Here is a 22,112-nt window from a genome sequence, read left to right as displayed (position 1 = left end):
GTGATCCTTGCACACACACGTGCACGGCAATCGGAAACGAACTGCTCGCGAGATGGCCGCATTGCGGGGGGATGCAGGGGAACCGGCATTGCGCGAGCCTTGCTCATAGTCGCGTCATATGCCCGGGAGGGGCGCGGGAGCGGGATATCGGGATGCCCGCGCATCCGTACGCTTCGTGTTTACGGCCGCGTACGGTAACCGTGGATCACGCTTTTACACTACAGCGCGTGAAGAGTTCAGCGGCAGGCTTAACCGGCGGCCCGGGATTTGCGCCGCACCGGCGGGGGCACGGCCGGCGAACGGCAATGTGGGCGGCCGCCCCGCGGCGTACACGGAGCGTACGCTGAAAGCGGCACGGCCGCCCCACACGGCTTTCGGCGCGCGCTCGCCCGCATATCGCGGCCCCGGCGCGGAAACGCGCCGGGGATGGCCAAGGAACGCGCGTGCCCATTACGCCCGGATATGGGCGCCTTACGCGATCATCATCCACCGAAGTCCGGATTCGTGGACGCCGGGGATACGATCATGCGCTTATGGCGGTCGCCGGGGTCCAAGGCGAACATCATAAGCGCATGGTCGGCTGTCGCTCTGTTAGAGAGCGGCGTCAGTGCGCGGCCTCGTACTTCTCCACGACGGTGGAGGCGATGCGGCCGCGCTCGCTGACGGGCAGGCCGTGGGCCTTGGCCCACTGACGGATCTCCGAGCTCTTCTCCCGGCTCATGGCCCGGCTGCCGCTGCGCCCGCGACGACGCGTGGTGGCCGAGCCCGCCCTGCGCGCGTGCTGCACGAAAGGCGATAGAGCGTCCCTCAGCTTCTTCGCGTTAAGGTCGCTGAGGTCAATCTCATAGGACGAGCCGTCAATAGCGAAGCTGACCGTCTCATTGGCCTCGCCCCCATCGAGGTCATCGATGAGAATCTCCTGGATCTGCTTGGCCATGTACGCAATCCTTTCGCGGAGCATTGTTTCATTCGCCTGCCCAAACATATACCCGGAAAGGCGTGGAGACAATTCAGCGCTACGGGGATTCGGCTGACTGGCCGATCAGTTCTGGCCCTCGGGCTGATCCTCGCGGTTTCGGCGGCCCCCCAGAGCCTCGGAGCGGACCAACTTCACTACGCCAAAGATGAAGGCGCCCGCCACCACCGCCGGGGGGATGAGCGCTGACAATACCTCTGTTAGGGCTTCCATTCGTCCTTCGCCTCCACGGCTAGCGGGGTTTCGGGGGCGCTTAAAGCGTCCGGTGCGTCACCTCGAGAGCCCGGCTCCTCATGACGCACGGTGCGATGCCACCCGCAACCGACCATAGCGGCACACAGATGCCCTGCGTGTCGCAGGGGCGCCAACATCCGGCAACCCGGACGCCCCATAGCCTAATGCCAGTCTCTCCAGGCTCCTTACCGGATCAAGCGAAAATTTTACGAAAAGACATCGCCCCTGGTACACAAGGCTCAGCGAAGATCTTTTACTACCCGCGTTCCAGCAGCTCTGTCGTGCGGGCCCCGCTCCAGCGGCTTGTCCATGAGGATGAGCAGCCCCACGCCGAAGAGCAGCATTCCGGTCAGCAGATTGACCACGGGAATGCCCATGAGCATCAGCGGGGCGGGATAGACCAGCGACCGTTTCAGCAGCTTACGGGCCGGCCGGCCGGCTCCAGGCGAATGCGCATGATCGCCTTGCCGAACGTACGCCCGCGCCGTGAATGGGCCCACCAGTCGTAAGCGGCATAACCCAGCCCGGCCACCGCCCAGCCTGCCACTCCGGGCAGCCTGCTGCTGAACATCTCCGACATCCCGACAGTCCGCAAGATGGCCCACAGCGCAATGAACAGAATGTAATAGAAGACCCCGAAGACGAGCGCTTCAATGAGCCGGGCGGCCAGGCGTTCCCACCATTCAGCGGGAGGTGCGTCCGGTACCTGCGGTGTCCCGGCCATATCTCCCACCTCACGTCTTCGCGGAGCACGGGGGCCCTCACCATTTTCTCCGGGGTCTGCGGACATAACACAAGGGCCGGCGCGAGCCGGCCCTTGTGACGCCTGTGAGGACTTCTGAGGGGTCTACCTGACCTTGACGACCACGGTCTTGGCGAACTTGTCGGCGAACGTCTGCTGCAGCGGCTTGTCCCAGAGCTGGGACGCGCCGTTGAGCCCGTAGGCGACCAGCGTGATCAGCCATCCGACGAAGGGCACCCAGTAGAAGATGTAGCCGCCCACCGTCATCGCCGAGCGCTTGAGCGCGGGGCCGGTCGGCACGCCGTCGGGCTGGAGCTGCCCGCCGACCTGGACGACCTTGATGCCGAGCGCCATCTTGCCGAGCGTCTGACCCTTCATCCTGGTCAGCTGGAAGTCGTACAGGGTGTAGATCAAGGTGATGAGGACCGCGGAGACCACCGTGTACAGCAGCGCCGAGGCCAGCCCGCTCGCGACGCCCGTGATCGAGCTGTACGAGGGATACAGCGGCGTCAGCAGCAGCGACACCACGACGATCACGACACCGAAGACCACACCGTCGATGAGCCTGGCGAGCAGTCGCTGCCACCACTCCGCCAGCGGCGCCGGCGCGCCCGGAGGCTGCACCCCGATCGGCTGGCGGTAGGGCTGACCGTAACCGGGCTGCCCGTAGCCCTGCTGCCCGTACGGCTGCGGCTGGCCGTAGCCCTGCTGCCCGTACTGCTGCTGAGCGTCGTAGCCCTGCTGACCGTACCCGGGCTGCGCGTAGCCCGGCTGGGACGGCTGCTGCTGCCCGTAGCCCTGCTGCCCGTACTGCTGCTGAGCGTCGTAGCCCTGCTGACCGTAGCCGGGCTGCGACTGGGGCTGCTGCCCGTACTGCTGCTGGGCGTCGTAGCCCTGACCGTAACCAGGCTGGGACTGCGGCTGCTGACCGTACCCGGGCTGAGACGGGGGCTGCTGTCCATAGCCGGGCTGGGACTGCGGCTGCTGGCCGTAGCCCTGCTGGCCGTACTGCTGCTGGGCGTCGTAGCCCTGCTGGCCGTAGCCCGGCTGCGACTGGGGCTGCTGCCCGTACGGCGCCTGCTGGTCGTAGCCCTGCTGGCCGGAGGGGGCCTGCTGGCCGTAGCCGGGCTGGGACTGCGGCTGCTGCCCGTAAGCCTGCTGCTGGGGGTCGTAGCCCTGCTGGGGGTAGCCCTGCTGGCCGTAGCCCGGCTGCGGCTGCTGGCCGTAGCCCGGCTGGCCGTAAGGGGGTTGCTGCTGGCCATAGGGGGGCTGCTGCTGGCCGTATCCCGGCTGGGACGGCTGCTGCTGGCCATAGCCGTACTGCTGTTGTCCGTACTGGGGCTGCTGCCCGTAGGCGTCGTCCGCCCGGTAGCCGACCACAGTCGCGTCCGGGTCGGGCGCGCCGGGGTGGCGGCCCGCGTTCTGCGGCCCGTAAGGGGTGCCGGGTGCAGAATTCTCGCCGGATTCGTCCTGTGGATACGGCGGCTGTCCGGTGCTCACCGTGTCACCTCGCTTCAAGTGCGCATGTGGCACGTGTCAGGACACATGCCTGTGCTGCCCAACGTATCGACATAGGTATCAACAATCACCTTTCCGTATGGTCAGGGTCCGCGTCACCCGATGTCAGATGGAGCAGCATGCGGGTGTTGCCCAGGGTGTTCGGTTTGACGTGTTCGAGATCGAGAAACTCCGCCACACCCTCGTCGTACGAGGCCAGCAGTTCGGCGTACACCTCGGGTGAGACCGGCGTGCCCTGAATCTGGCGAAAGCCGAGCCGGGCGAAGAAGTCGACCTCAAAAGTCAGACAGAATACACGCCTCAGACCCAGATCCTTCGCCTGCTGTATGAGCGCCGAGACGATCCGACGGCCGACGCCCATGCCCCGGCACTCCGGATCCACGGCCACCGTCCGGACCTCGGCGAGGTCCTCCCAGAGCACGTGGAGCGCGCCGCAGCCGACGACCTGCCCGCCCCGTTCGGCCACCCAGAACTCCTGTACGTCCTCGTACAGGGTGACGGTGGCCTTCTTCAGGAGCCGCGGGCCCGCTCCCGCGTAGGTGTCCACAAGCCTCCTGATGGCCCGCACATCGGGTGTGCGGGCACGCCGGACCACCACCGCGGTCTCGGCTGCTGTCAGTTCGGCCACCTGCTCCATGGCCCTCCAGGGTACAGATGTCATTACGGCTCGGCCGTAACTCCCACGTCTCGCCCCATGCTGTAACAACTCGTGCTCATCCGAGCACGCGCTCCGAGCAGGCGTGCAGCCCATCCGAAGTTGCGCCAAATCCGGCATAAAACCGGTTCTGTACGGCCAGGCACGAGATCACCTTGTGACCCTTCGGTTGTGAAACCTCAACAGAGTCGGCAGTTCTGGTTGAGCACGAACCCGGAGTGCATTAGTGTCCAGCGACGATGTTCCCCGCGTGTCGCGCGCGGGCGACACGCCTAATCCTCCGCAGGGAGGAGCCGGGGAACCGCCGGTGGCGCCCCCAACGCCACCCGGGGTGAATCCGCACCACCGGTAGGGCTGCTCCGGCCCGAACCCGTCAGCTAACCCGGCAGGCGCCGATGGAAGGAGCTGGTTGGTGAAGCGTACGCGCGAGCGTGAGAGGACGACGGCGGGCAAGCACGCCCGCCCTCCGAAACGCGCCGCACGGCGGTCCCGCCTGCTCGGTGTAATAAGTGTCACACTCGCGGCGTTCATGGCCGCGACCCCCGTCGGCTCGGCATCCGCCGACCCCAAGCCCTCGCTTCAAGACCTGGCCAAGCAGGTCGAGAAGATGCACACCGAGATCGAGCAGCTGACCGAGCAGTACAACGGCCAGCGGGAGAAGCTCAAGAGCGCCAAGAGGGCCGCTGAGGCCGCGAAGAAGACCCTGGCCGCCAGTGAGGCCGATCTCGCCGCCAAGCGCGCCAAAGCGGCCGCCTTGGCCGAGAACGCCTACATCACCGGCGGGCTCAGCCGCATCCTGGCCTTCGCCACCTCCGACGACCCCGACACGTTCCTCGACCGCGCCGCCACCACGTACGTGCTGGAGCAGCAGCAGGGCGAGGCCGTCAACCAGGTCACCAGGGCCCGGCAGGCCGCGGAGCGCGCCAGGGCGAGCGCCAAGACCCGCATCGACGAGGTCCAGAAGCTGATCTCCGACCTCGGCGCCAAGCGCGACAAGATCACCAAGCTGGTCGCCAAGGTCGAGAGCAACCTCTTCCGCCGGGCGCTCGGCGAGGCGGGCCTGCCCGGCACCCGTGCCCAGCGCGTCGACCTGCCCATCCCGGGCAGCGGCAAGGCCGCCCAGGCCGCGAGGTGGGCGCTGACGCAGCAGCTCAAGCCGTACGTCTGGGGCGCCGACGGCCCCAACTCCTATGACTGCAGCGGCCTGGTCATGGCGGCCTACCAGCAGGTCGGCATCTCGCTGCCGCACTACACCGGCAGCCAGTGGACGGCCGGACGGCACATCGACCGCTCTGAGCTGCGGGCCGGCGACCTCGTGTTCTTCTACAGCGACCTGCACCACGTGGGCATCTACCTCGGCGGCGGCATGATGATCCACGCCCCGCGCACCGGCGACGTCGTCCGTATCGCCTCCATCGCGAACAGGCCCTACGCCGGCGCGGTCCGCATCGCCGACTGATCCGCCGCCAATGAGCGCCCGTCGCCCGGCCCTGACCGCCGGGCTTGATCGGCGCGGCTAGATCAGCTGGCGGCGGGCCGCCCAGGCCACGGCCTCGATCGCCGTGGCGACGCCGATGCGGTCGCAGATGACCCGCAGCCGCCGTCGTACGGTGCGGCCGCTGATGTCCAGCCGCCTGCCGACCCTGTCGACCGTGACCCCTTTGGCCAGCTCCGCCAGCAACGCGAGATCGGCGTGGCTGAGTTGAACATCCTCAGTGAGCACTTCCATCGGGAGCCCTCCCCCAACAGCGCAGAACGTGGGCCTCTCGACCGGACCCAGGTTGCTCCTCGCAGACCGTAAACGCATCTCGGAAAGGTCGTCAAGCAATGACGTCTTCCATACTTGACCAGCACTATTGACATGATCCGAAATATGTGACGCCCTGACGATAAAGCGCTACAGATCGGTGTCTCCTGAGCGGTCTCGCGAGCCTCACCCCCTTCGGGAAACAACGGCTCAGGCGGCCGTCGATCTTCGGGAATCGATCCGTTCGATGGTGAATATCAGCGTGATCCGTACGCGCGTTACCGCGAGCCGAGCGCACGCGGACCGCTCTTCCGCATGTGCGGGGACGGCTCGCCGAGCGCCGCCGCTCAGTGACGCCGCGCCCCCTGACCTCAGGGTGATGCTGAGTGAAAGATCCCCAGGTCAGCGACTCGAATCGGTCCTCCGGCCCGGCCCACCCGGCCGCAGCGGGCTGCGCGTGCCGGTGCGCCGGCCCTCCACCCCGCGCATGCAGGAGCGGCTCAGGCAGCACAGCGAGACGCCGATCGAGGCGCCGCCCGAGTAGCGCGACCGCGGGGCGGAGCCGGCCTGCCCGCCGCCCGTCATGGTGATCAGCCGGTCGTCCGGCGCGCTCATGCGGCGGACCACCTGAAGTGAGGTGGCGGACCGCGGACTTGACCCGGTGCTTACAGACGATCAGTTGTCGGAAACCGGACGGGCCAGAATGGCGTTCGACGGCTACTACCGGGGACCGGCGGTGCAGGCCCCGGAGGCGCGCTCCTGAGCGCTCCAACGCGCATTCCAGAGCGGCCCGGGCAGATTTCGGTCGAGAAGGCGCCGAGTGGGGGACGGCGGCCGCACCGTGCAAGGCGCGGAGCGGCCCCCGCCGTGAAAAGCGCGCAACGGCCGCGCCGTAAAAGCGGCCGCGCCGTAAAAGCGGCCGCGCCGTACAGCGCGGAACGGCCGCACCATAAAAGCGCGGGGCGGCGGCGCCGACGTGTGGCCGCGCCGCCGCCCCGCAGAATGCTCAGTGAGTGGGCTTGACCAGCGGGAACAGGATGGTCTCGCGGATGTTCTTGCCGGTGAACGCCATGATCATCCGGTCGATGCCCGCGCCCATGCCACCGGTCGGCGGCATCGCGTACTCGAGCGCCTGCAGGAAGTCCTCGTCGAGCTGCATGGCCTCGGGGTCGCCGCCGGCGGCCAGCAGCGACTGCTCGACCAGGCGGCGCCGCTGCTCGATCGGGTCGATCAGCTCGGAGTAGGCGGTGCCCAGCTCGGTGCCGAACCCGATGAGGTCCCACTTCTCCGTCAGCAGCGGGTTGTCGCGGTGCTGGCGGGTCAGCGGCGAGGTCTCCAGCGGGTAGTCCATGACGAACGTCGGCTGCACCAGCGTGTGCTCGACCAGCGCCTCGAACAGCTCCTGCACGAGCTTGCCCGGACCCCACTTCGGATCCCAGTGGACCTCGCGGCGGTCGGCGATCTTGCGCAGCTCCTCAAGGGAGGTGGAGGTGGTGATCTCCTCGCCCACGGCCTCCGACACCGCACCGTACAGGGTGATGCGCGGCCACTCCTTGAGGCCGAGGTCGATCTCGACGCCGTCGTGCACGACCACCGTGGTGCCCAGCGCGGCCACGACGGCCTTCTGGTACATGCGCTGGGTCAGGTCGGCCATGTCGTTGTAGTCGAGGTAGGTGCCGTACGCCTCGAGCATCGTGAACTCGGGGTTGTGCGTCGAGTCGGCGCCCTCGTTGCGGAAGTTGCGGTTGATCTCGAAGACCTTCTCGATGCCGCCCACCACAAGACGCTTGAGATAGAGCTCGATCGCGATGCGAAGGTAGAGCTCCATGTTGTAGGCGTTGATGTGGGTCTTGAACGGCCGGGCCGCCGCGCCGCCGTGGATCGGCTGCAGCATCGGCGTCTCGACCTCGAGGTAGCCCTCCTCGTGCCAGAAGTCGCGCACCGCGCGCACAGTGGCGCTGCGGATGCGCGCCATCTTCCTGGCCTCGTCGTTGACGATGAGATCGACGTAACGCTGGCGGACCCGCGCCTCGGGGTCGGTGAGGCCGATGTGCTTCTCCGGCAGCGGGCGCAGGCACTTGGCGGTGATCTGCCAGGAGTCGGCGAGGATGGACAGCTCGCCTCTGCGCGAGGTGATGACCTCACCGATCACGCCGACGTGGTCGCCCAGGTCGACGTCGCGCTTCCACTTGGCCAGCGACTCCTCGCCCACCTTGTCGAGCGAGATCATGACCTGCAGATCGCCGCTGCCGTCGCGCAGGGTGGCGAAGCAGAGCTTGCCTCCCACGCGGCTGAGCATGACGCGCCCCGCGACCGCGACCTTGTCACCGGTCGAGGTGTCGGGCTCCAGGCCCTGGTATTTCTCCCTGACCTCGGCGTTGGTCGCCGTACGTGGGAAGTTCACCGGGTAAGGGTCGACGCCCTCGCTGCGAAGGCGGTCGAGCTTCTCCCTCCGGATGCGCATCTGCTCGGGAAGTTCGTCGCTCACACCATCAAAGGGTAGGGGATATGGCGAACTGAAAGGCTCGTCGGCCTGATGTAGATCCTCTGCAAGTGCTGGTCGGCGCACTGTAGATCCTCTGCAAGAGCCCTGCTTTACATCTTTCTTACGAGCTCAGGGGGAGCCGGTAGGGAACCGGCCCAAGGGGAGCTCAAGGAGAGAAGATGTTCAAGAAGATCGCCACAGGGCTCCTGGCCGCGGCTGCGACGACCACGCTGGCCCTGTCACTTCCCACCGCCGCCCAGGCGTCCTCGTTCGGCCCTCGCGACAGCGTCGCGTCGTTCAGCACCTACTCGAGCAACAGGCTGGCCAAGGCCGAGGGCACCATCCGGGTCAACTGGGACGGCCGGCGCGACAACACGGCCGTCGTCCGGGGCCGCCTGTACGACCGCGACGCCCGCAGCTACCGCCGGGGCGGCAAGTGCGCGTGGGTGACCTTCCAGGCCCGCGAGTTCCGCGGCGGCTGGGACACGGTCTACACCGACAAGTACTGCGGCTACCCGAACTCCAAGCTCATCCGCTTCCGCGTCTTCGACGTCTCGGGCGTGCGGGTGAAGGTCTGCCAGGCGGGCCCCGAGCGCCGCGCGTGGCCGACGCGGTGCGGCAACTGGGACTACATCTTCAGCGCCAGGGGCTGACATCAACCGGCAAGCGAGCGGCCCTCCGCACTCGGCGGAGGGCCGCTTTTCCTTGCGTACGCGCTCAGCCGGCGTTCCTGTGGTAGATCAGCCGCAGCCCGATGAGGGTCAGCCACGGCTCGTGCACGTCGATCGAGCGCGACTCGCCCACCACGAGCGCCGCGTGGCCGCCGGTGGCCACCACGGTGACGTCGTCGGGGTCGTCGGCGAGCTCGGCGGCCATGCGCTCGACGATGCCGTCCACCTGGCCGGCGAAGCCGTAGATGATGCCGGCCTGCAGCGCCTCCACCGTGTTCTTGGCGATGACCGAGCGCGGCCTGACCAGCTCGACCTTGTGGAGCTGCGCCCCGGCCGCCGCCAGGGCGTCGACGGAGATCTCGATGCCGGGCGCGGTGACCGCGCCGACGTACTCGCCCTTGGCGGAGACCGCGTCGAACGAGGTGGCGGTGCCGAAGTCGACGATGATGCAGGGGCCGCCGTACTGGTCGATGGCGGCCAGCGCGTTCACGATGCGGTCGCTGCCGACCTCTTTGGGGTTGTCCATGCGTACGGGCACCCCGGTGCGGATGCCCGGCTCCACGATCACCGCGGTCACGTCGCCGTAGTAGCGGCGGCACATCTCGCGCATCTCGTTCAGCACGCTCGGCACGGTGGAACAGATGGCGATGCCGTCGACGTCGGCCCCTTTCAGCAGCGGCGACTGGGCCAGCAAACCTTGGAGTACGACCGCGATCTCGTCGGCGGTGCGCCGGGCGTCGGTGGCGAGCCGCCAATGCTCGATGACGTCCTCGCCCTCGAACAACCCCAACACCGTGTGCGTGTTGCCGACGTCGATCGTGAGCAGCATCAATTACCCCCGCAGATCAAGTGCGATGTCCAGGGCCGGCGCTGAGTGCGTTAGCGCGCCCACCGCAAGGTAGTCGACGCCAGTGTCCGCCACATCACGGGCCGATTCCAAGGTCAATCCCCCGCTCGCTTCAAGAGCAACCCTATTTTTCGCCCGATTTTTCACGACTTGTACGGCACGCGCCGTGTCCTCGACCGTGAAGTTGTCGAGCAGGATCAGCTCGGCCCCCTCGTCGAGCACCGGTTCGAGCTGGTCGAGCCGGTCAATCTCCACCTCGATCGGCAGGTCCGGATACCGCTCCCTGACCGCCCTGAACGCCTCGGCCACGCCTCCTGCCGCCACCACGTGGTTGTCCTTGATCAGCGCCGCGTCCGACAGCGACATCCGGTGGTTGACGCCGCCGCCGCAGCGCACCGCGTACTTCTCCAGCGCCCGCACCCCCGGCAGCGTCTTGCGGCTGTCGCGCACCCGGGCGCCCGTGCCGCGGATCGCCTCGACCCAGCGGGCGGTCAGCGTGGCCACGCCGGACAGGTGGGTGAGCAGGTTGAGCGCGGTGCGCTCGGCCGTCAGCAGCCCGCGTACGGGACCCTCCAGCGTCATCAGCACGTCGCCCGCCTTGACCCGCTCGCCGTCCTTGGCCGCCCGCTCGGCCCGTACCGCGCCCAGCCGGACGAACACCGCCTCGGCCACCGCGAGCCCCGCGACCACGCCGTCCTTGCGCGCCACCACGTCGGCCACCGCCCGCCGGCAGGCCGGGATCGTGGCCAGGCTCGTCACGTCGCCGGCCTCCTGCAGGTCCTCGTCGAGCGCGCGGCCGATCAGCGCGTCCACCTCGGCCGGGTCCAGCCCGGCCGCCGTCAGCTCCTGCGCCAGGCGCGCCGGCATCGCGTCCCCATGCGGCGTGTACGTCATGCGAAGCCCCTCCTCGGTCAGGGTCACGTCCAGGTGGCCCAGCCACTCGTTGTCGTCGCGCACCTCGTGGTCCTCGCGCCAGTGCGAGCCGCGCGTCTCCAGCCTGGCCGCCGCCGCGCCGGTGAGCACGGTGGCCACCGTGAGCAGATTCGTGGCCTCCCACGACTCGGTGCACGGCGGCACCGCGACCGGCGTCCAGCGGGCGTCGCGCAGCGCCCGCGCGGTCTGCAGCAGCGAGTCGCGGCTGCGCAGCACGCCCGCGCCGTTGCTCATGTGGGCCTGGATCCGCGGCCTGACCCGCGGGTCCACCAGGCCCTCGTGGCCGGTGCCCGGCACCGGGTCGCCGGGCGACGGGCGCGAGGCGTGGATGTCCTCGGCGATGCGCTCGGCGAAGACCAGCCCTTCGAGCAGCGAGTTGGAGGCCAGCCGGTTCGCGCCGTGCACGCCCGTGCAGGCGACCTCGCCGCAGGCGTACAGGCCCTCGATGGAGGTACGGCCGCGCAGGTCCGTACGGACGCCGCCGCTCGCGTAGTGCGCGGCGGGCGCGACCGGGATGGGCTCGCTCGCCGGGTCGATGCCGTGCTCGCGGCAGACCGCGTAGATGGTGGGGAAGCGCGACTCCCAGGTCTCGCGGCCGAGGTGGCGGCCGTCGAGGTAGACGTGCTCGCGCCCGCTCTCGCGCATCTTGCGCATAATGGCCTTGGCCACGACGTCGCGCGGCGCGAGGTCGGCCAGCTCGTGCACGCCCGTCATGAACCGTTCGCCCTCGTGGTCGATGAGGAACGCGCCCTCGCCCCTGACCGCCTCGGAGATCAGCGGCTGCTGCCCGGTCGAGCCCTCGCCCAGCCACAGCACCGTGGGGTGGAACTGCACGAACTCGATGTCGCGCACCACGGCGCCGGCCCGCAGCGCGAGCGCCACGCCGTCGCCGGTGGAGACGACCGGGTTGGTGGTGACCGCGTAGACCTGGCCCATGCCGCCGGTGGCCAGCACCACCGCCCTGGCGTGCACCGCGCCCACGCCGTCGCGCGCGCCCTCGCCCATGACGTGCAGGGTCACTCCCCTGGCCCGGCCCTGGGCGTCCTTGAGCAGGTCGAGCACCAGGGCGTGCTCGATCACCTCGATCGAGGCCGCGCGCACCGCCTCGACGAGGGCCCGCTGCACCTCGGCGCCCGTGGCGTCGCCGCCCGCGTGCACGATCCTGCGCCGCCGGTGCCCGCCCTCCCTGGTGAGCTGGAGCTCGCCTTCGGGGGTGCGGTCGAAGCGGGCGCCGCGCTCCATCAGCCGCCGCAGCGCTCCCGGGCCCTCGGTGACGAGCGTGCGCACCGCCCGTACGTCGCACAGCCCCACACCGGCGACCAGCGTGTCGTTCAGGTGCTCATCGGGGGTGTCACGCGGATCGAGCACGGCCGCGATGCCGCCCTGCGCCCAGCGGGTCGAGCCGGACGACAGCTGGTCCTTGGTGACGACCAGAACCTTGGCCTCCGGCTCCAGCTCGGCGTAGTGCAGGGCCACGGTCAGGCCCGCGATGCCGGAGCCCACGACGACCACGTCCGCGTCCACGGTCCAGCCGGGGCTGGGCGCGGTCAGACGCAGGGGAATCGCCGGTGCACTCATGGGGGTCTCCTCACTGAGGCGATTTCGTCACTATGACGATAACGCCTGGCTCGGCGTGGCCATGCCCCGGGGTGCGCAGGCGGGCGCGGCACTTCTCAGGTGGGCAGGCGGGCGGCGCGGAAGGCAGGCGCGGCGCTCCCCAGACGGACAGACGGGCAGGCGGAAGGCAGGCGTGGCGCTCCCCAGACGGGCAGGCGGGCGGCGCGGAAGGCGGGCGCGGCGCGCTCCGGTGGCGGGCTGCGTGGCCCTCGCGCCGCGCCCGTGTTCAGCGGCCGTCGTTTCGGTCAGGCGGGAGTGGTGGTTCGCGGGTTGAGGGTGAGCGTGACGTTGTCGATGAGCCGGGTGGTGCCGACCCTGGCGGCCACCGCGAGCACGGCCAGGCCCTCGTAGTCGTCGCCGACCTCGACGAACGTGGCCGGATCGACCAGCGCGAGGTAATCGACGTCGAGCGCGGGCCCGGCCTCGTCGAGCACCTTGCGCGCCTCGGCGCGGATCTCGGCGGGGGTGAGCCGGGCGGCACCGGCCCGCAGCGCCCGCGACAGCGTCAGCGCCACCTGCCGGTCCTCGTCGGACAGGTAGCGGTTGCGGCTGGACATGGCCAGGCCGTCGGGCTCGCGTACGGTGGGGGCGCCGAGGATCTCGATCGGCAGGTCGAGGTCGGCGACCATGCGCCGGATGAGCGCGAGCTGCTGGGCGTCCTTCTGCCCGAAGACCGCGAGGTCGGGCTGCACGAGGTTGAACAGCTTGAGCACGACCGTGAGCACGCCGTCGAAGTGGCCGGGACGCGCGGCGCCCTCGACGATGCGGCCCATCTCGCCGGCGGAGACGCTGACCTGGCGGTCGGGGGCGTACATCTCCTCGGCGGAGGGGTGGAAGACGACGTCGACGCCCTCGGCCCGGCACACGTCCAGATCGGCATCAAATGTACGGGGATAACGCGAAAAATCCTCGTTAGGGCCGAACTGTAGAGGATTGACGAAAATGCTGACCACGACCTGATCGGCGCGCACCCGGGCCAGCCTGATCAGCGACCTGTGCCCCTCGTGGAGCGCGCCCATGGTGGGCACCAGCGCCACCGTGCCACTACGCCGTGCCTTGACCAGCTCTTCCCGGTTTCTGGCGACGATCAGCTCCATAAGTGCCCTCCGAACGCTACGGTCAGGTCCATATATTGCCCCCGAGCGCGTCGAGCAGCCGCTCCGCCTCCTCCGGCTTGAGCAGCCCCGCGGCCAGCGCCCTGTCCGCGGTGAGCCTGGCCAGCGCGATGTAGGCGTCCGCCGCCTCGGGCGCGGCCAGGATGAGCGCGTCGACATGTTTGCGTACGGTGCCGGCGTCGCCGCGGACGACCGGACCCGTCAGCCCCGCGATGCCGAGCCGCAGCACGTTGTCGAGCGCGGCACCGAGCAGCGGCCCCAGCATCCTGCCGGGGTGCTCGACCCCGATGCGGCGCAGCAGGTCGGACGACTCGGCGATGAGCGTGACCATGTGGTTGGCGGCCCCGGCCAGGGCCGCGTGGTAGAGCGGGCGGTCGCTGTCGGCGATCCAGACCGGCTCGCCGCCCATCTCGATCACCAGCGCCTCGGCGACGGGACGCAGTACGTCGGGCGCGGTGACACCGTAGGAGATGCCGGTGAGCTTGTTGAGGTCGTCGTCGCGGCCGGTGAACGTCATCACCGGGTGCAGCGCCAGCGGCAGCGCGCCCGCTTCGGCCGCCGGGTCGAGCACCGACAGCCCGTACGCGCCGCTGGTGTGGACGAGCATCTTGCCCCGCAGGTCGGCGCCCGTGCTGGCCAGCCCGCCGACCAGGTCGGGCAGCGCGTCGTCGGGCACCGTCAGCAGGACGAGCTGGGCGGCCGCCACCACCTCGTCGGGCCTGGACGGCGAGACGCCGAGCCGCTCGGCGGCCCACCGCTGGGAACGGTCGGAAACGCCGCTGGCGGCCACCACCCGATGGCCTGCCTGCGCGAGCGCCGCGCCGAGGGCGGAACCCACCTTGCCGGCGCCCAGCACGCCGACGGCCAGCCGTGCCGGGCGGTCCCCTGCGTCCATGACGTCTCACCCCTGACCAACGTGATGGCACTGCCGACCAGCGTAACCGTCTCGCGGAGCGGCGAGTGTGACCGGTGTTTTGCCGCGCGTTGAGTTAACGACAAAAGGGGCAAGGGCAGACAAAACGGTGCACCCCCTGTCGGAAGAGATGAGGAGAGGGGCCATCGCAATGGCAGCGGGCGCCGAGTCCTTCAGGACCCGACGCCCGCGACTGTGTATGACCCCTTGGGAGTGCGCCGGCGGGTCGACCGCCGACTGATCCGCCGGGATAAGGACCGGGCCGGCCTACACCGGCCCGGGCTCATCCATGTCGCTCAGTGGTGGCTGGGCGCGTAGGCGTTGGCGCCGCCCTTGCAGCCCGCACTCGCGAAGCCGATGACGGCGATCGCGTTGCCGCAGACGTTGATGGGGGCGACGATCGGGACGTGGAGCTGGTTGCCGGAGATAACGCCGCCGGTGCCGTTGGTGATGTCGGCGTGCGCCGGGGCGGCCAGCGAGAGCATGGCGACGGCTCCGGTTGCGACCAAGATCTTCTTCAGCACGAGGGCTCCTCTCTTTCGCGGCGTCATACCGCGGGTGCTGGTTCGGCGAGTGAAAGGCCACACCACTTGGGGGTTGGCGCAGCGCAATCACTCAGTGACAACAGGTAAACGCTACCGCAACTTCGCAACGTCTCGTAGTCATTCGATGACAGTGCGTCTCCAATGTAAGTCATGAGATAGTCCAGACATGTGGCTCACCTGGCGCGCCGCGACCGAGCGCGCGCTGTACGGCGAGGAGGGCTTCTACCTCCGCGAACGCCCCTCAGGCCATTTCCGCACCTCGGTCAGCGCGTCCGCGGCCTTCGCCGAGGCGGTGCTCACGCTGCTCGCGGAAGTGGACGCCGAGCTGGGCAAGCCCGACGTGCTCGACCTGGTCGACATCGGGGCGGGTGAGGGCGTGCTGGTGACCCGCGTGCTCGAACGCGCCGAGCCTGGGCTGCGCGACCGGCTGCGGGTCACGGCCGTGGACCTGTCGCCGCGGCCCGACGACCTGCCCGAGGAGATCGTCTGGTCCAGGAGCCTGCCGGACGCCGTCACCGGGCTGGCCATCGCCAACGAGTGGCTCGACAACGTACCGCTCGACGTGGTCGAGCAGACCTCGCGAGGGCCGCGGGTGGTGATGGTGAACGTCTCCACGGGCGAGGAGCGCCTGGGCGACCCGCCGCATCCCGCCGACCGCGAGTGGCTCGACCGGTGGTGGCCGCTGACCCGGGTGGGCACGCGGGCCGAGATCGGCAGGCCGCGCGACGAGGCGTGGGCCTCCGTCCTCGTACGCCTCACCAGGGGCAGGGCGATCGCCATCGATTATGCACATCCTGTGGATAACCGTCCGCCCTGTGGAACGCTGACCGGATACCGGGACGGGTCGGTCGTGACCCCCGTACCCGACGGGAGCTGCGACATCACCGCACACGTAGCACTCGACGCGTGCGCCGAGGCCGGGCGGCGGGCCGGCGCGATATCCACAACCTTGTCCACACAGCGCGAGGCGCTGCGCGAGCTGGGGCTGACCGGCGCGCGCCCGCCCCTTGAGCTGGCCCGCACCGACCCGCGCGGCTACCTCCGCGCCCTGGCACGCGCCTCCGAAGAGGGCGAGCTGCTGGAGGCGACCGGCCTCGGCGGCTTCGGCTGGCTCAGCCAGACCAAGTGAACCCGCCCTTTTCGAGGCGCAAATGACCGCTTCGCCCGCCACGCGTCGCTCGCTCGCTGCCCGCTGCCCACCGGTGCCGCACGCGCCGCCCGCCGCGCACGCCTGGCGAGGCGCCCCCCGTGTGAGCCGCGCCTGAGCCCGGTGGCCATCCAGGCGACGGTCGGGTGACCGACCGACACTGGGGTGGCCGACGGCTGGGCCGGCAGGCGCACGGGACAGGAGGCGGCCCGGCCGGCAGGCGCATGGGCAGGCAGGGGTGCGGGCCGGCAGGGGTGCGGGGTGGCGGAGGGGCGGGCGGCTGAAGCGGGGTGCTCAGGCGGGGATGGCGGTGAGTTGGAGTGCGCGCAGGCCGCGGATGACGTACCCGGGCTTCCACTCGGGCTCTTCACGCAGCTCCAGCTCGGCCGTGCGGTCGAGCAGCGCGCCGAACGACTCGGCCAGCTCGATCCTGGCCAGCGGCGCGCCCAGGCAGAAGTGGATGCCGGCCCCGAACGAGATGTGCGGGTTGTCGGCGCGCCCCACATCGAGCCGGTCAGGGTCGTCGAACACCTCGGGGTCGCGGTTGGCCGAGCCGAACAGCAGGGCCACCTCGGAGCCGCGCGGGATGCGTACGCCGTGCACCTCGATGTCCTCGAGCACCCACCGCTCGAACATCTGCAGCGGCGTGTCCCACCGCAGCAGCTCCTCGACGGCGGTGGGCAGCAGCGAGCGATCGGCCCGCAGCCTGGCCAGCTCGCCGGGGTTGCGGAACAGCGACCACCAGCCGTTGCCCGTGACGTTCACGGTGGCCTCGTGACCGGCGTTGAGCAGCAGCACGCAGGTGCCGACCAGCTCGTCCTCGGTCAGCTCGTCGATCTGGGTGAGCGCGCTGATGAGGTCGTCGCCGGGAGCGGCGCGGCGCTCGGCGGCCAGGGCCTTGAGGTAGTCGGCGAACTCCGACGCCGCGCGTACGGCGGTGTGCTGGGCCTCCAGGGTGGGGTTGAGCTCGTACATGCCGCAGATGTCGGCCGACCAGGGGCGCAGCAGGTGGCGGTCGCTCTCGGGGATGCCGAGCATCTCCGCGATGACGGTGACCGGCAGCGGCTCGGCGACCTCGGCGATGAGGTCGCCGCCGCCCTTCTCCACGTACGCGTCCACCAGCTCACGCGCGATGGATCTGACGCGGGGCCGCAGCGACTCGACCATGCGCGGCGTGAACGCCTTGGAGACCAACCGGCGCAGCCTCGTGTGCACCGGCGGTTCCACGTCGAGCATGCCCGCCCTGATCACGCGCCAGAACGGCTCCTGGAACTCCGGCTCCGGCGGCCTGCCGAACTCCTCGTGGGTCGCCACGTGCAGGTACGAGCGGCCCAGCCGGCGGTCTCTGAGCAGCGCGTTCACGTCGGCGTGCCGCGCGATGAGCCACTGATTGGTCGGCTCGAAGTACGTCACGGGCGACTCGCGCCGCAACTCGTCGTAGACCCCGTAGGGATGCGCTACGAAATCCGGATTCCAAGGATCAAAGCCCACTATTTCATCTTAGGAGTGACCTGCTCCTTCTTCGCGTGCCTGCTCCGTACCCGGATGTTGAGCAGCTCCACCACGACAGAGAACGCCATCGCGAAGTAGATGTAACCCTTCGGGATGTGCTGGTCGAGACCCTCGGCGACGAGCATCACGCCGATGAGCACCAGGAACGCCAGCGCCAGCATCTTGATCGTGGGGTGGCTGTCGACGAACCGGCTGATCGGCCCGGACGCGAAGAGCATCACGGCCACCGCCACGATGACGGCCGCGATCATCACGCCCAGCTCGTCGACCATGCCGACCGCAGTGATCACCGAGTCGAGCGAGAAGACGATGTCCAGCACCATGATCTGCAGGATCACGGAGGCGAACGAGGTGGCCGCGACCTTCTTGCCGCCCTCCTCCTCGTGCGGTGCCTCCATGTTGTGGTGGATCTCGGTGACGCTCTTGCCGAGCAGGAACAGGCCACCGAGCAGCAGGATCAGGTCGCGTCCGGAGATCTCATGGCCGAAGACGGCGAACAGCGGATCGGTGAGCCGCACCACCCACGACAGGCCGAGCAGCAGGAGCAACCGGCTCACCAGGGCCGCGCTGAGGCCGAGCACCCGGGCGCGGTCGCGCCGCTCGGGCGGCAGCTTCCCGGCGAGGATGGAGATGAAGATGATGTTGTCGATCCCCAGCACGATCTCCAGGGCGACCAAGGTTAAGAAGCCGATCCAGATCTGCGGGTCGGCCACCCAGTCGAGCATCGGGTACCTCCATGACTCGGGTGCTGTCGGATATCCGGTAGCAACGAGTCGGAGGTCACATAAGTTCGCCCTTGCGATTCCTGCCGGGCTGTCGGTTATAGTTCAGCCCGTAGGTCATGAGCGCCAGCGTCAAGCCCCGGCTAGCTGGCCGGCAACCCTCGCGTCCGCGGCGGGGTGCCCCGGGTGAAGACCTGGTCCGTCACGAGGTGTGGCGGGCAAGCGCGGGCTCCGTGGCTGCTTCCAGGGGCCCGATGGTCCCGAAGGAGGTTTGCCGTGTCCACTCTGACGATCTTCAACTCCGGCCGCGCCGCCACCGCTGAGGAGAGCTCCGCCACCGCCACGCAGCAGCGCCGGCCGATCCCCGCCGTCCTGGGCGCCGACCTCGAGGTGCCGGTCAAGGGCGGCCGCCTGGTCGGATACGCCAACCTCGACTACGCCGCCAGCGCCCCCTGTCTCGAGCCGGTCAGCGCCGCCGTCACCGCCGCGCTTCCGGCTTACTCCAGCGTCCACCGCGGCGCGGGCTACGCATCGCAGCTCACCACCGCCCGCTACGAGCAGGCCCGCCACACCGTACGCGCCTTCGTCGGCGCCCGCCCCGACGACGCGGTGATCTTCACCCGCAACACCACCGACGCCACGAACCTGCTGGCCGGCTGCCTGCCCGAGGGCTGCACCACGGTCGTCTTCGACACCGAGCACCACGCCTCGCTCCTGCCCTGGCCGAACGCCGTCCGGCTGGCGCCGCCCGCCTTCCCCGGCGAGGCGGTCCGCGCCGCCGACGAGACGCTGGCCGCCATCGACGGGCCCAAGCTGCTCGTCGTCACCGCCGCATCCAACGTCACCGGCGAGCTGTGGCCCATCGCGGCCCTGGCCCACATCGCGCACCGGCACGGCGCGCGGATCTTCGTGGACGCGGCGCAGTACGTACCGCACAGGAAGCTCAACCTCACCGCGCTCGACCTCGACTACATCGCCTTCTCAGGCCACAAGCTGTACGCGCCGTTCGGCGCGGGCGCGCTGGTCGGGCGGCGGGACTGGCTGGCCGCTGGCGAGCCGTACCTGAAGGGCGGCGGCGCGGTGCGCTCGGTCGGCGAGAGCGTCGAGTGGCACGACGACCCCGAGCCGCGCCACGAGGCCGGCACCCCCAACGTGCTGGGCGCCATCGCGCTGGCCGCGGCCTGCGACGCGCTGACCGCGACCGGCTGGACGGAGCTGGTCCGCGAGGAGGAGCGGCTGCTCGCCCGGCTGCGCGCCGGGCTGGCCTCGATCGACGGGGTGCGCGAGCTGTCGCTGTGGGGCCCCGACCACCCCCGGGTCGGCATCGTGTCGTTCACCGTGGACGGCTACTCGGCGCGGGAGGTGGCCGAGGTGCTGTCCGGCGAGTACGGCATCGGGGTGCGCGACGGGAAGTTCTGCGCGCACCCGTTCGTCCGCCACCTGCTGGGCGCCTCCGACGGGGGCTGCGAGGACGGCACCGCCTCCGCCGTACGGGCCTCGATCGGCATCGGCACCACGCAGGAGCACGTGGACCGGCTCGTGTCGGCCCTGCGCGACCTGGTCTCCCGCTGACCGTGCGCGGGGTTCTCGGGCGCTCATTCCGGACGTGAGCCCGCAGACGCGCAGACCGGAAGCGCGGCTCGGCGGCCACCGGGTCAGCGGGTCGCCGGGTCGGTAGTTCGCCGGGTCAGGCGGTTCGGCAGGTCAGCGGGTCGCCGGGTCGCCGGGTCGGCGAGTCAGCGGGTCGCCGGGTCGGCAGGTCGGCGGTTCGGCGAGTCAGCGGTTCGGCGGCTTGCGGTGCTGGGGCGGCTCGTCGGCGACCAGGGAGTCGATCTCCCGCATGTCGTCGTCGCTGAGCCGGCTCGCCCGGTCCTGCCGGGACCCACCAGGCTCGTGGTGGGGCGCCGTCTGCTGCCGAGGCACCTCCGGCTGCTCGGTGGTGGCGGACCTGGCGGGCGTGGTCGGCCCGCCCGCGCCATAGCCCGCAGAGGTGGCACCGCTCCGGCCCGTCTGCTGGGACGCCAAGTCCTCGTCCGCGCGTTCGTGCCGCTTGCGCCACATGCGGCCGAAGATGCCGTCGATGCCGATGCGCCCGCCGCCCAGCGCGACGAACAACAGGCAGAGCGCGGCGAGCGCCCCCGCGAGCTCCCAGCCGCCTTCGTCCACGAAGAGGCCCTTGCCCGAGTGCGCGAAGACGACCGCGCCGATCATGTTGATCAGCAGCAGCAGCGCCACCGGCCGGACCAACGCCCCGAGGATGAGCAGCACCCCACCGATGAGCTCGACGACCATGGCGTAGCCCGCGGCAAGCTCGGGCATCGGGATGCCCATCTCGCCGAATCCCGCCGCGATCGCGGCGTGCCCGCCCTGCCACTTCTGCCATCCGTGCGCGACGAAGATCACGCCGGTCACGATGCGCGCGATCAGGGCCGCGATATCGAAGAGAACTCTCTTCATGGTCCTTCTCCCCCGTTCCAGCTATTCCTCCCCGTGTCCGCCTACGGGATGCCATCGCATACCATCTCTTGACCAACCCCCCTGCTGGATCACCGGTGACGACGGTGGGAGCATGGCCGTATGACGGAACGTGTGGTCGGAATCGGCGCGGGAGCTAAAGAGCTGGCCACCGAGGACATGATCCTCAACATCGGTCCGCAGCACCCGTCCACCCACGGCGTGCTGCGGCTGCGGCTGACGCTCGACGGCGAGCGCATCACCGCCGCCGAGCCGATCGTCGGCTACATGCACCGCGGCGCGGAGAAGCTGTTCGAGGTGCGCGACTACCGTCAGATCATCATGCTCGCCAACCGGCACGACTGGCTGTCGGGCTTCGCGAACGAGCTGGGCGTGGTCATCGCCGCCGAACGCATGCTCGGCATGGAGCCGCCCGTGCGCGCCGTCTGGGCCCGTACGCTGCTGGCCGAGCTCAACCGCGTGCTCAACCACCTGATGTTCCTCGGCTCCTACCCGCTGGAGCTGGGCGCGATGACGCCGCTGTTCTACGCGTTCAACGAGCGTGAGCGCATCCAGGCGGTCATGGAGGAGATCTCCGGCGGGCGCATGCACTACATGTTCAACCGGGTCGGCGGCCTGAAGGAGGACCTGCCGCTGGGCTGGCTGGATCGGGTGTCGGCGGCCGTCGCCGAGACCCGCCGCCGGGTGCCGGACATCGAGAACCTCATCCTGCACAACGAGATCTTCATCGCCCGTACCAAGGGGGTGGGGGTGCTGACGCGCGAGCAGATCATGCAGTACGGCGTCAGCGGCCCCATCGCCCGCGCCTCCGGAGTGGACTTCGACCTGCGGCGCGACGATCCGTACCTGGCCTATGGCGAGCTGCCGGTGAAGGTCGTCACGCGTGGCGCGGGCGACTGCCACGCGCGCTTCGAGGTGCTGTTCGACCAGCTCAAGGTCTCGCTCGACCTGGCGGACGCGTGCGTCGAGCGGCTGCGCGAGCTGCCGCCGGGGCCGATCAACCAGCGGCTGCCGAAGGTGCTGAAGGTGCCGGAGGGCCACACGTACGCGTGGACGGAGAACCCGCTCGGCATCAACGGCTACTACCTGGTCTCGAGGGGCGACAAGACGCCGTGGCGGCTCAAGCTGCGCTCGGCGTCGTACAACAACATCCAGGTGCTGAGGGAGATGCTGCCGGGACACGTGGTCGCCGACATGGTCGCCATCCTCGGCTCGATGTTCTTCGTCGTGGGTGACATCGACAAGTGACAGGGCGGCA

General features: G+C 69.7%; 21 protein-coding genes and 2 riboswitches. Of the genes, 5 read left to right on the top strand and 16 right to left on the bottom strand.

The window, feature by feature from the left end; genetic code table 11:
* Nucleotides 1-604 precede the first annotated feature (604 nt).
* The 5 genes from WBK31_RS37305 to WBK31_RS37285 form a co-directional block, all read right to left on the bottom strand.
* Nucleotides 605-937 (bottom strand): Lsr2 family protein, encoded by a 333-nt coding sequence (locus WBK31_RS37305; protein ID WP_364063975.1) that lies wholly within the window; start codon nucleotides 935-937, stop codon nucleotides 605-607.
* Between the two features lie 512 nt (nucleotides 938-1,449).
* Nucleotides 1,450-1,587 (bottom strand): hypothetical protein, encoded by a 138-nt coding sequence (locus WBK31_RS37300; protein WP_378785729.1) that lies wholly within the window; start codon nucleotides 1,585-1,587, stop codon nucleotides 1,450-1,452.
* A gap of 35 nt (nucleotides 1,588-1,622) precedes the next feature.
* Nucleotides 1,623-1,934: an RDD family protein gene (locus WBK31_RS37295; RefSeq protein WP_406673927.1), complete on the bottom strand. Its 312-nt coding sequence runs from the start codon at nucleotides 1,932-1,934 to the stop codon at nucleotides 1,623-1,625.
* 123 nt (nucleotides 1,935-2,057) lie between these two features.
* Entirely contained in the window at nucleotides 2,058-3,452 is a 1,395-nt protein-coding gene (locus WBK31_RS37290; protein WP_364063979.1) for an RDD family protein, read from the bottom strand.
* A gap of 85 nt (nucleotides 3,453-3,537) precedes the next feature.
* Complete coding sequence (locus WBK31_RS37285) at nucleotides 3,538-4,107, bottom strand: amino-acid N-acetyltransferase (RefSeq protein ID WP_364063981.1); 570 nt, start codon at nucleotides 4,105-4,107, stop codon at nucleotides 3,538-3,540.
* A 277-nt stretch (nucleotides 4,108-4,384) separates the two neighbouring features.
* Nucleotides 4,385-4,532, top strand: a riboswitch (cyclic di-AMP (ydaO/yuaA leader).
* 122 nt (nucleotides 4,533-4,654) lie between these two features.
* On the opposite strand from WBK31_RS37285, the gene WBK31_RS37280 reads away from it, so the two are divergent.
* Nucleotides 4,655-5,584, top strand: coding sequence for a C40 family peptidase (locus WBK31_RS37280; protein ID WP_406673926.1), 930 nt, complete (start codon nucleotides 4,655-4,657; stop codon nucleotides 5,582-5,584).
* A gap of 57 nt (nucleotides 5,585-5,641) precedes the next feature.
* Here the strand turns inward: WBK31_RS37280 and WBK31_RS37275 are convergent, their stop codons facing one another.
* From WBK31_RS37275 to lysX, 3 genes are all read right to left on the bottom strand, one after another.
* Nucleotides 5,642-5,854, bottom strand: coding sequence for a LuxR C-terminal-related transcriptional regulator (locus tag WBK31_RS37275; protein WP_364063986.1), 213 nt, complete (start codon nucleotides 5,852-5,854; stop codon nucleotides 5,642-5,644).
* A 420-nt stretch (nucleotides 5,855-6,274) separates the two neighbouring features.
* Nucleotides 6,275-6,487 carry a hypothetical protein gene (locus WBK31_RS37270; RefSeq protein ID WP_406673925.1) on the bottom strand — a complete coding sequence of 71 codons (213 nt, stop codon included), beginning with the start codon at nucleotides 6,485-6,487 and terminating at the stop codon, nucleotides 6,275-6,277.
* A 391-nt stretch (nucleotides 6,488-6,878) separates the two neighbouring features.
* Nucleotides 6,879-8,360: a bifunctional lysylphosphatidylglycerol synthetase/lysine--tRNA ligase LysX gene (lysX, locus tag WBK31_RS37265; RefSeq protein WP_364063992.1), complete on the bottom strand. Its 1,482-nt coding sequence runs from the start codon at nucleotides 8,358-8,360 to the stop codon at nucleotides 6,879-6,881.
* Between the two features lie 176 nt (nucleotides 8,361-8,536).
* On the opposite strand from lysX, the gene WBK31_RS37260 reads away from it, so the two are divergent.
* The gene (locus tag WBK31_RS37260) at nucleotides 8,537-9,010 is read left to right on the top strand and encodes a hypothetical protein (protein ID WP_364063994.1); all 474 of its coding nucleotides are present in this window, start codon (nucleotides 8,537-8,539) and stop codon (nucleotides 9,008-9,010) included.
* A gap of 64 nt (nucleotides 9,011-9,074) precedes the next feature.
* Here WBK31_RS37260 and WBK31_RS37255 read toward each other — a convergent pair whose 3' ends face one another.
* From WBK31_RS37255 to WBK31_RS37235, 5 genes are all read right to left on the bottom strand, one after another.
* Nucleotides 9,075-9,857 carry a type III pantothenate kinase gene (locus WBK31_RS37255; protein ID WP_364063997.1) on the bottom strand — a complete coding sequence of 261 codons (783 nt, stop codon included), beginning with the start codon at nucleotides 9,855-9,857 and terminating at the stop codon, nucleotides 9,075-9,077.
* A 3-nt stretch (nucleotides 9,858-9,860) separates the two neighbouring features.
* Nucleotides 9,861-12,386 (bottom strand): L-aspartate oxidase, encoded by a 2,526-nt coding sequence (locus WBK31_RS37250; RefSeq protein ID WP_406673924.1) that lies wholly within the window; start codon nucleotides 12,384-12,386, stop codon nucleotides 9,861-9,863.
* 284 nt (nucleotides 12,387-12,670) lie between these two features.
* A complete protein-coding gene (gene panC, locus WBK31_RS37245; RefSeq protein WP_364064001.1) occupies nucleotides 12,671-13,522 on the bottom strand; it encodes a pantoate--beta-alanine ligase in 852 nt (283 codons plus the stop codon).
* A gap of 22 nt (nucleotides 13,523-13,544) precedes the next feature.
* Complete coding sequence (locus WBK31_RS37240) at nucleotides 13,545-14,435, bottom strand: DUF2520 domain-containing protein (RefSeq protein WP_364064004.1); 891 nt, start codon at nucleotides 14,433-14,435, stop codon at nucleotides 13,545-13,547.
* Nucleotides 14,436-14,749: 314 nt separating this feature from the next.
* Entirely contained in the window at nucleotides 14,750-14,977 is a 228-nt protein-coding gene (locus WBK31_RS37235) for a chaplin family protein (RefSeq protein WP_364064006.1), read from the bottom strand.
* Nucleotides 14,978-15,164: 187 nt separating this feature from the next.
* Between WBK31_RS37235 and WBK31_RS37230 the strand changes: the two genes are divergently transcribed.
* The gene (locus WBK31_RS37230) at nucleotides 15,165-16,127 is read left to right on the top strand and encodes an SAM-dependent methyltransferase (protein ID WP_364064009.1); all 963 of its coding nucleotides are present in this window, start codon (nucleotides 15,165-15,167) and stop codon (nucleotides 16,125-16,127) included.
* Nucleotides 16,128-16,439: 312 nt separating this feature from the next.
* On the opposite strand, the gene WBK31_RS37225 is transcribed toward WBK31_RS37230, so the two are convergent.
* Complete coding sequence (locus WBK31_RS37225) at nucleotides 16,440-17,636, bottom strand: cytochrome P450 (protein WP_378785736.1); 1,197 nt, start codon at nucleotides 17,634-17,636, stop codon at nucleotides 16,440-16,442.
* A complete protein-coding gene (locus WBK31_RS37220) occupies nucleotides 17,636-18,382 on the bottom strand; it encodes a TerC family protein (RefSeq protein ID WP_406673923.1) in 747 nt (248 codons plus the stop codon). The genes WBK31_RS37225 and WBK31_RS37220 overlap by 1 nt, the downstream gene beginning before the upstream one ends.
* Before the next feature lie 112 nt (nucleotides 18,383-18,494).
* Nucleotides 18,495-18,610, top strand: a riboswitch (SAM riboswitch).
* A 45-nt stretch (nucleotides 18,611-18,655) separates the two neighbouring features.
* Between WBK31_RS37220 and WBK31_RS37215 the strand changes: the two genes are divergently transcribed.
* Complete coding sequence (locus tag WBK31_RS37215; protein WP_378785737.1) at nucleotides 18,656-19,951, top strand: aminotransferase class V-fold PLP-dependent enzyme; 1,296 nt, start codon at nucleotides 18,656-18,658, stop codon at nucleotides 19,949-19,951.
* Between the two features lie 204 nt (nucleotides 19,952-20,155).
* Here WBK31_RS37215 and WBK31_RS37210 read toward each other — a convergent pair whose 3' ends face one another.
* On the bottom strand, nucleotides 20,156-20,836 hold the full coding sequence (locus WBK31_RS37210) for a DoxX family protein (RefSeq protein ID WP_364064017.1): 681 nt from the start codon (nucleotides 20,834-20,836) through the stop codon (nucleotides 20,156-20,158).
* 120 nt (nucleotides 20,837-20,956) lie between these two features.
* Here WBK31_RS37210 and WBK31_RS37205 point away from each other — a divergent pair, with 120 nt between their 5' ends.
* The gene (locus tag WBK31_RS37205; RefSeq protein ID WP_364064020.1) at nucleotides 20,957-22,102 is read left to right on the top strand and encodes an NADH-quinone oxidoreductase subunit D; all 1,146 of its coding nucleotides are present in this window, start codon (nucleotides 20,957-20,959) and stop codon (nucleotides 22,100-22,102) included.
* The last annotated feature ends 10 nt before the right edge of the window (nucleotides 22,103-22,112 follow it).

Source organism: Nonomuraea sp. N2-4H, assembly GCF_045291505.1.
GTDB classification, from domain to species: Bacteria; Actinomycetota; Actinomycetes; order Streptosporangiales; family Streptosporangiaceae; genus Nonomuraea; species Nonomuraea fastidiosa.
This window is presented reverse-complemented; position numbering and strand designations above follow the sequence as displayed.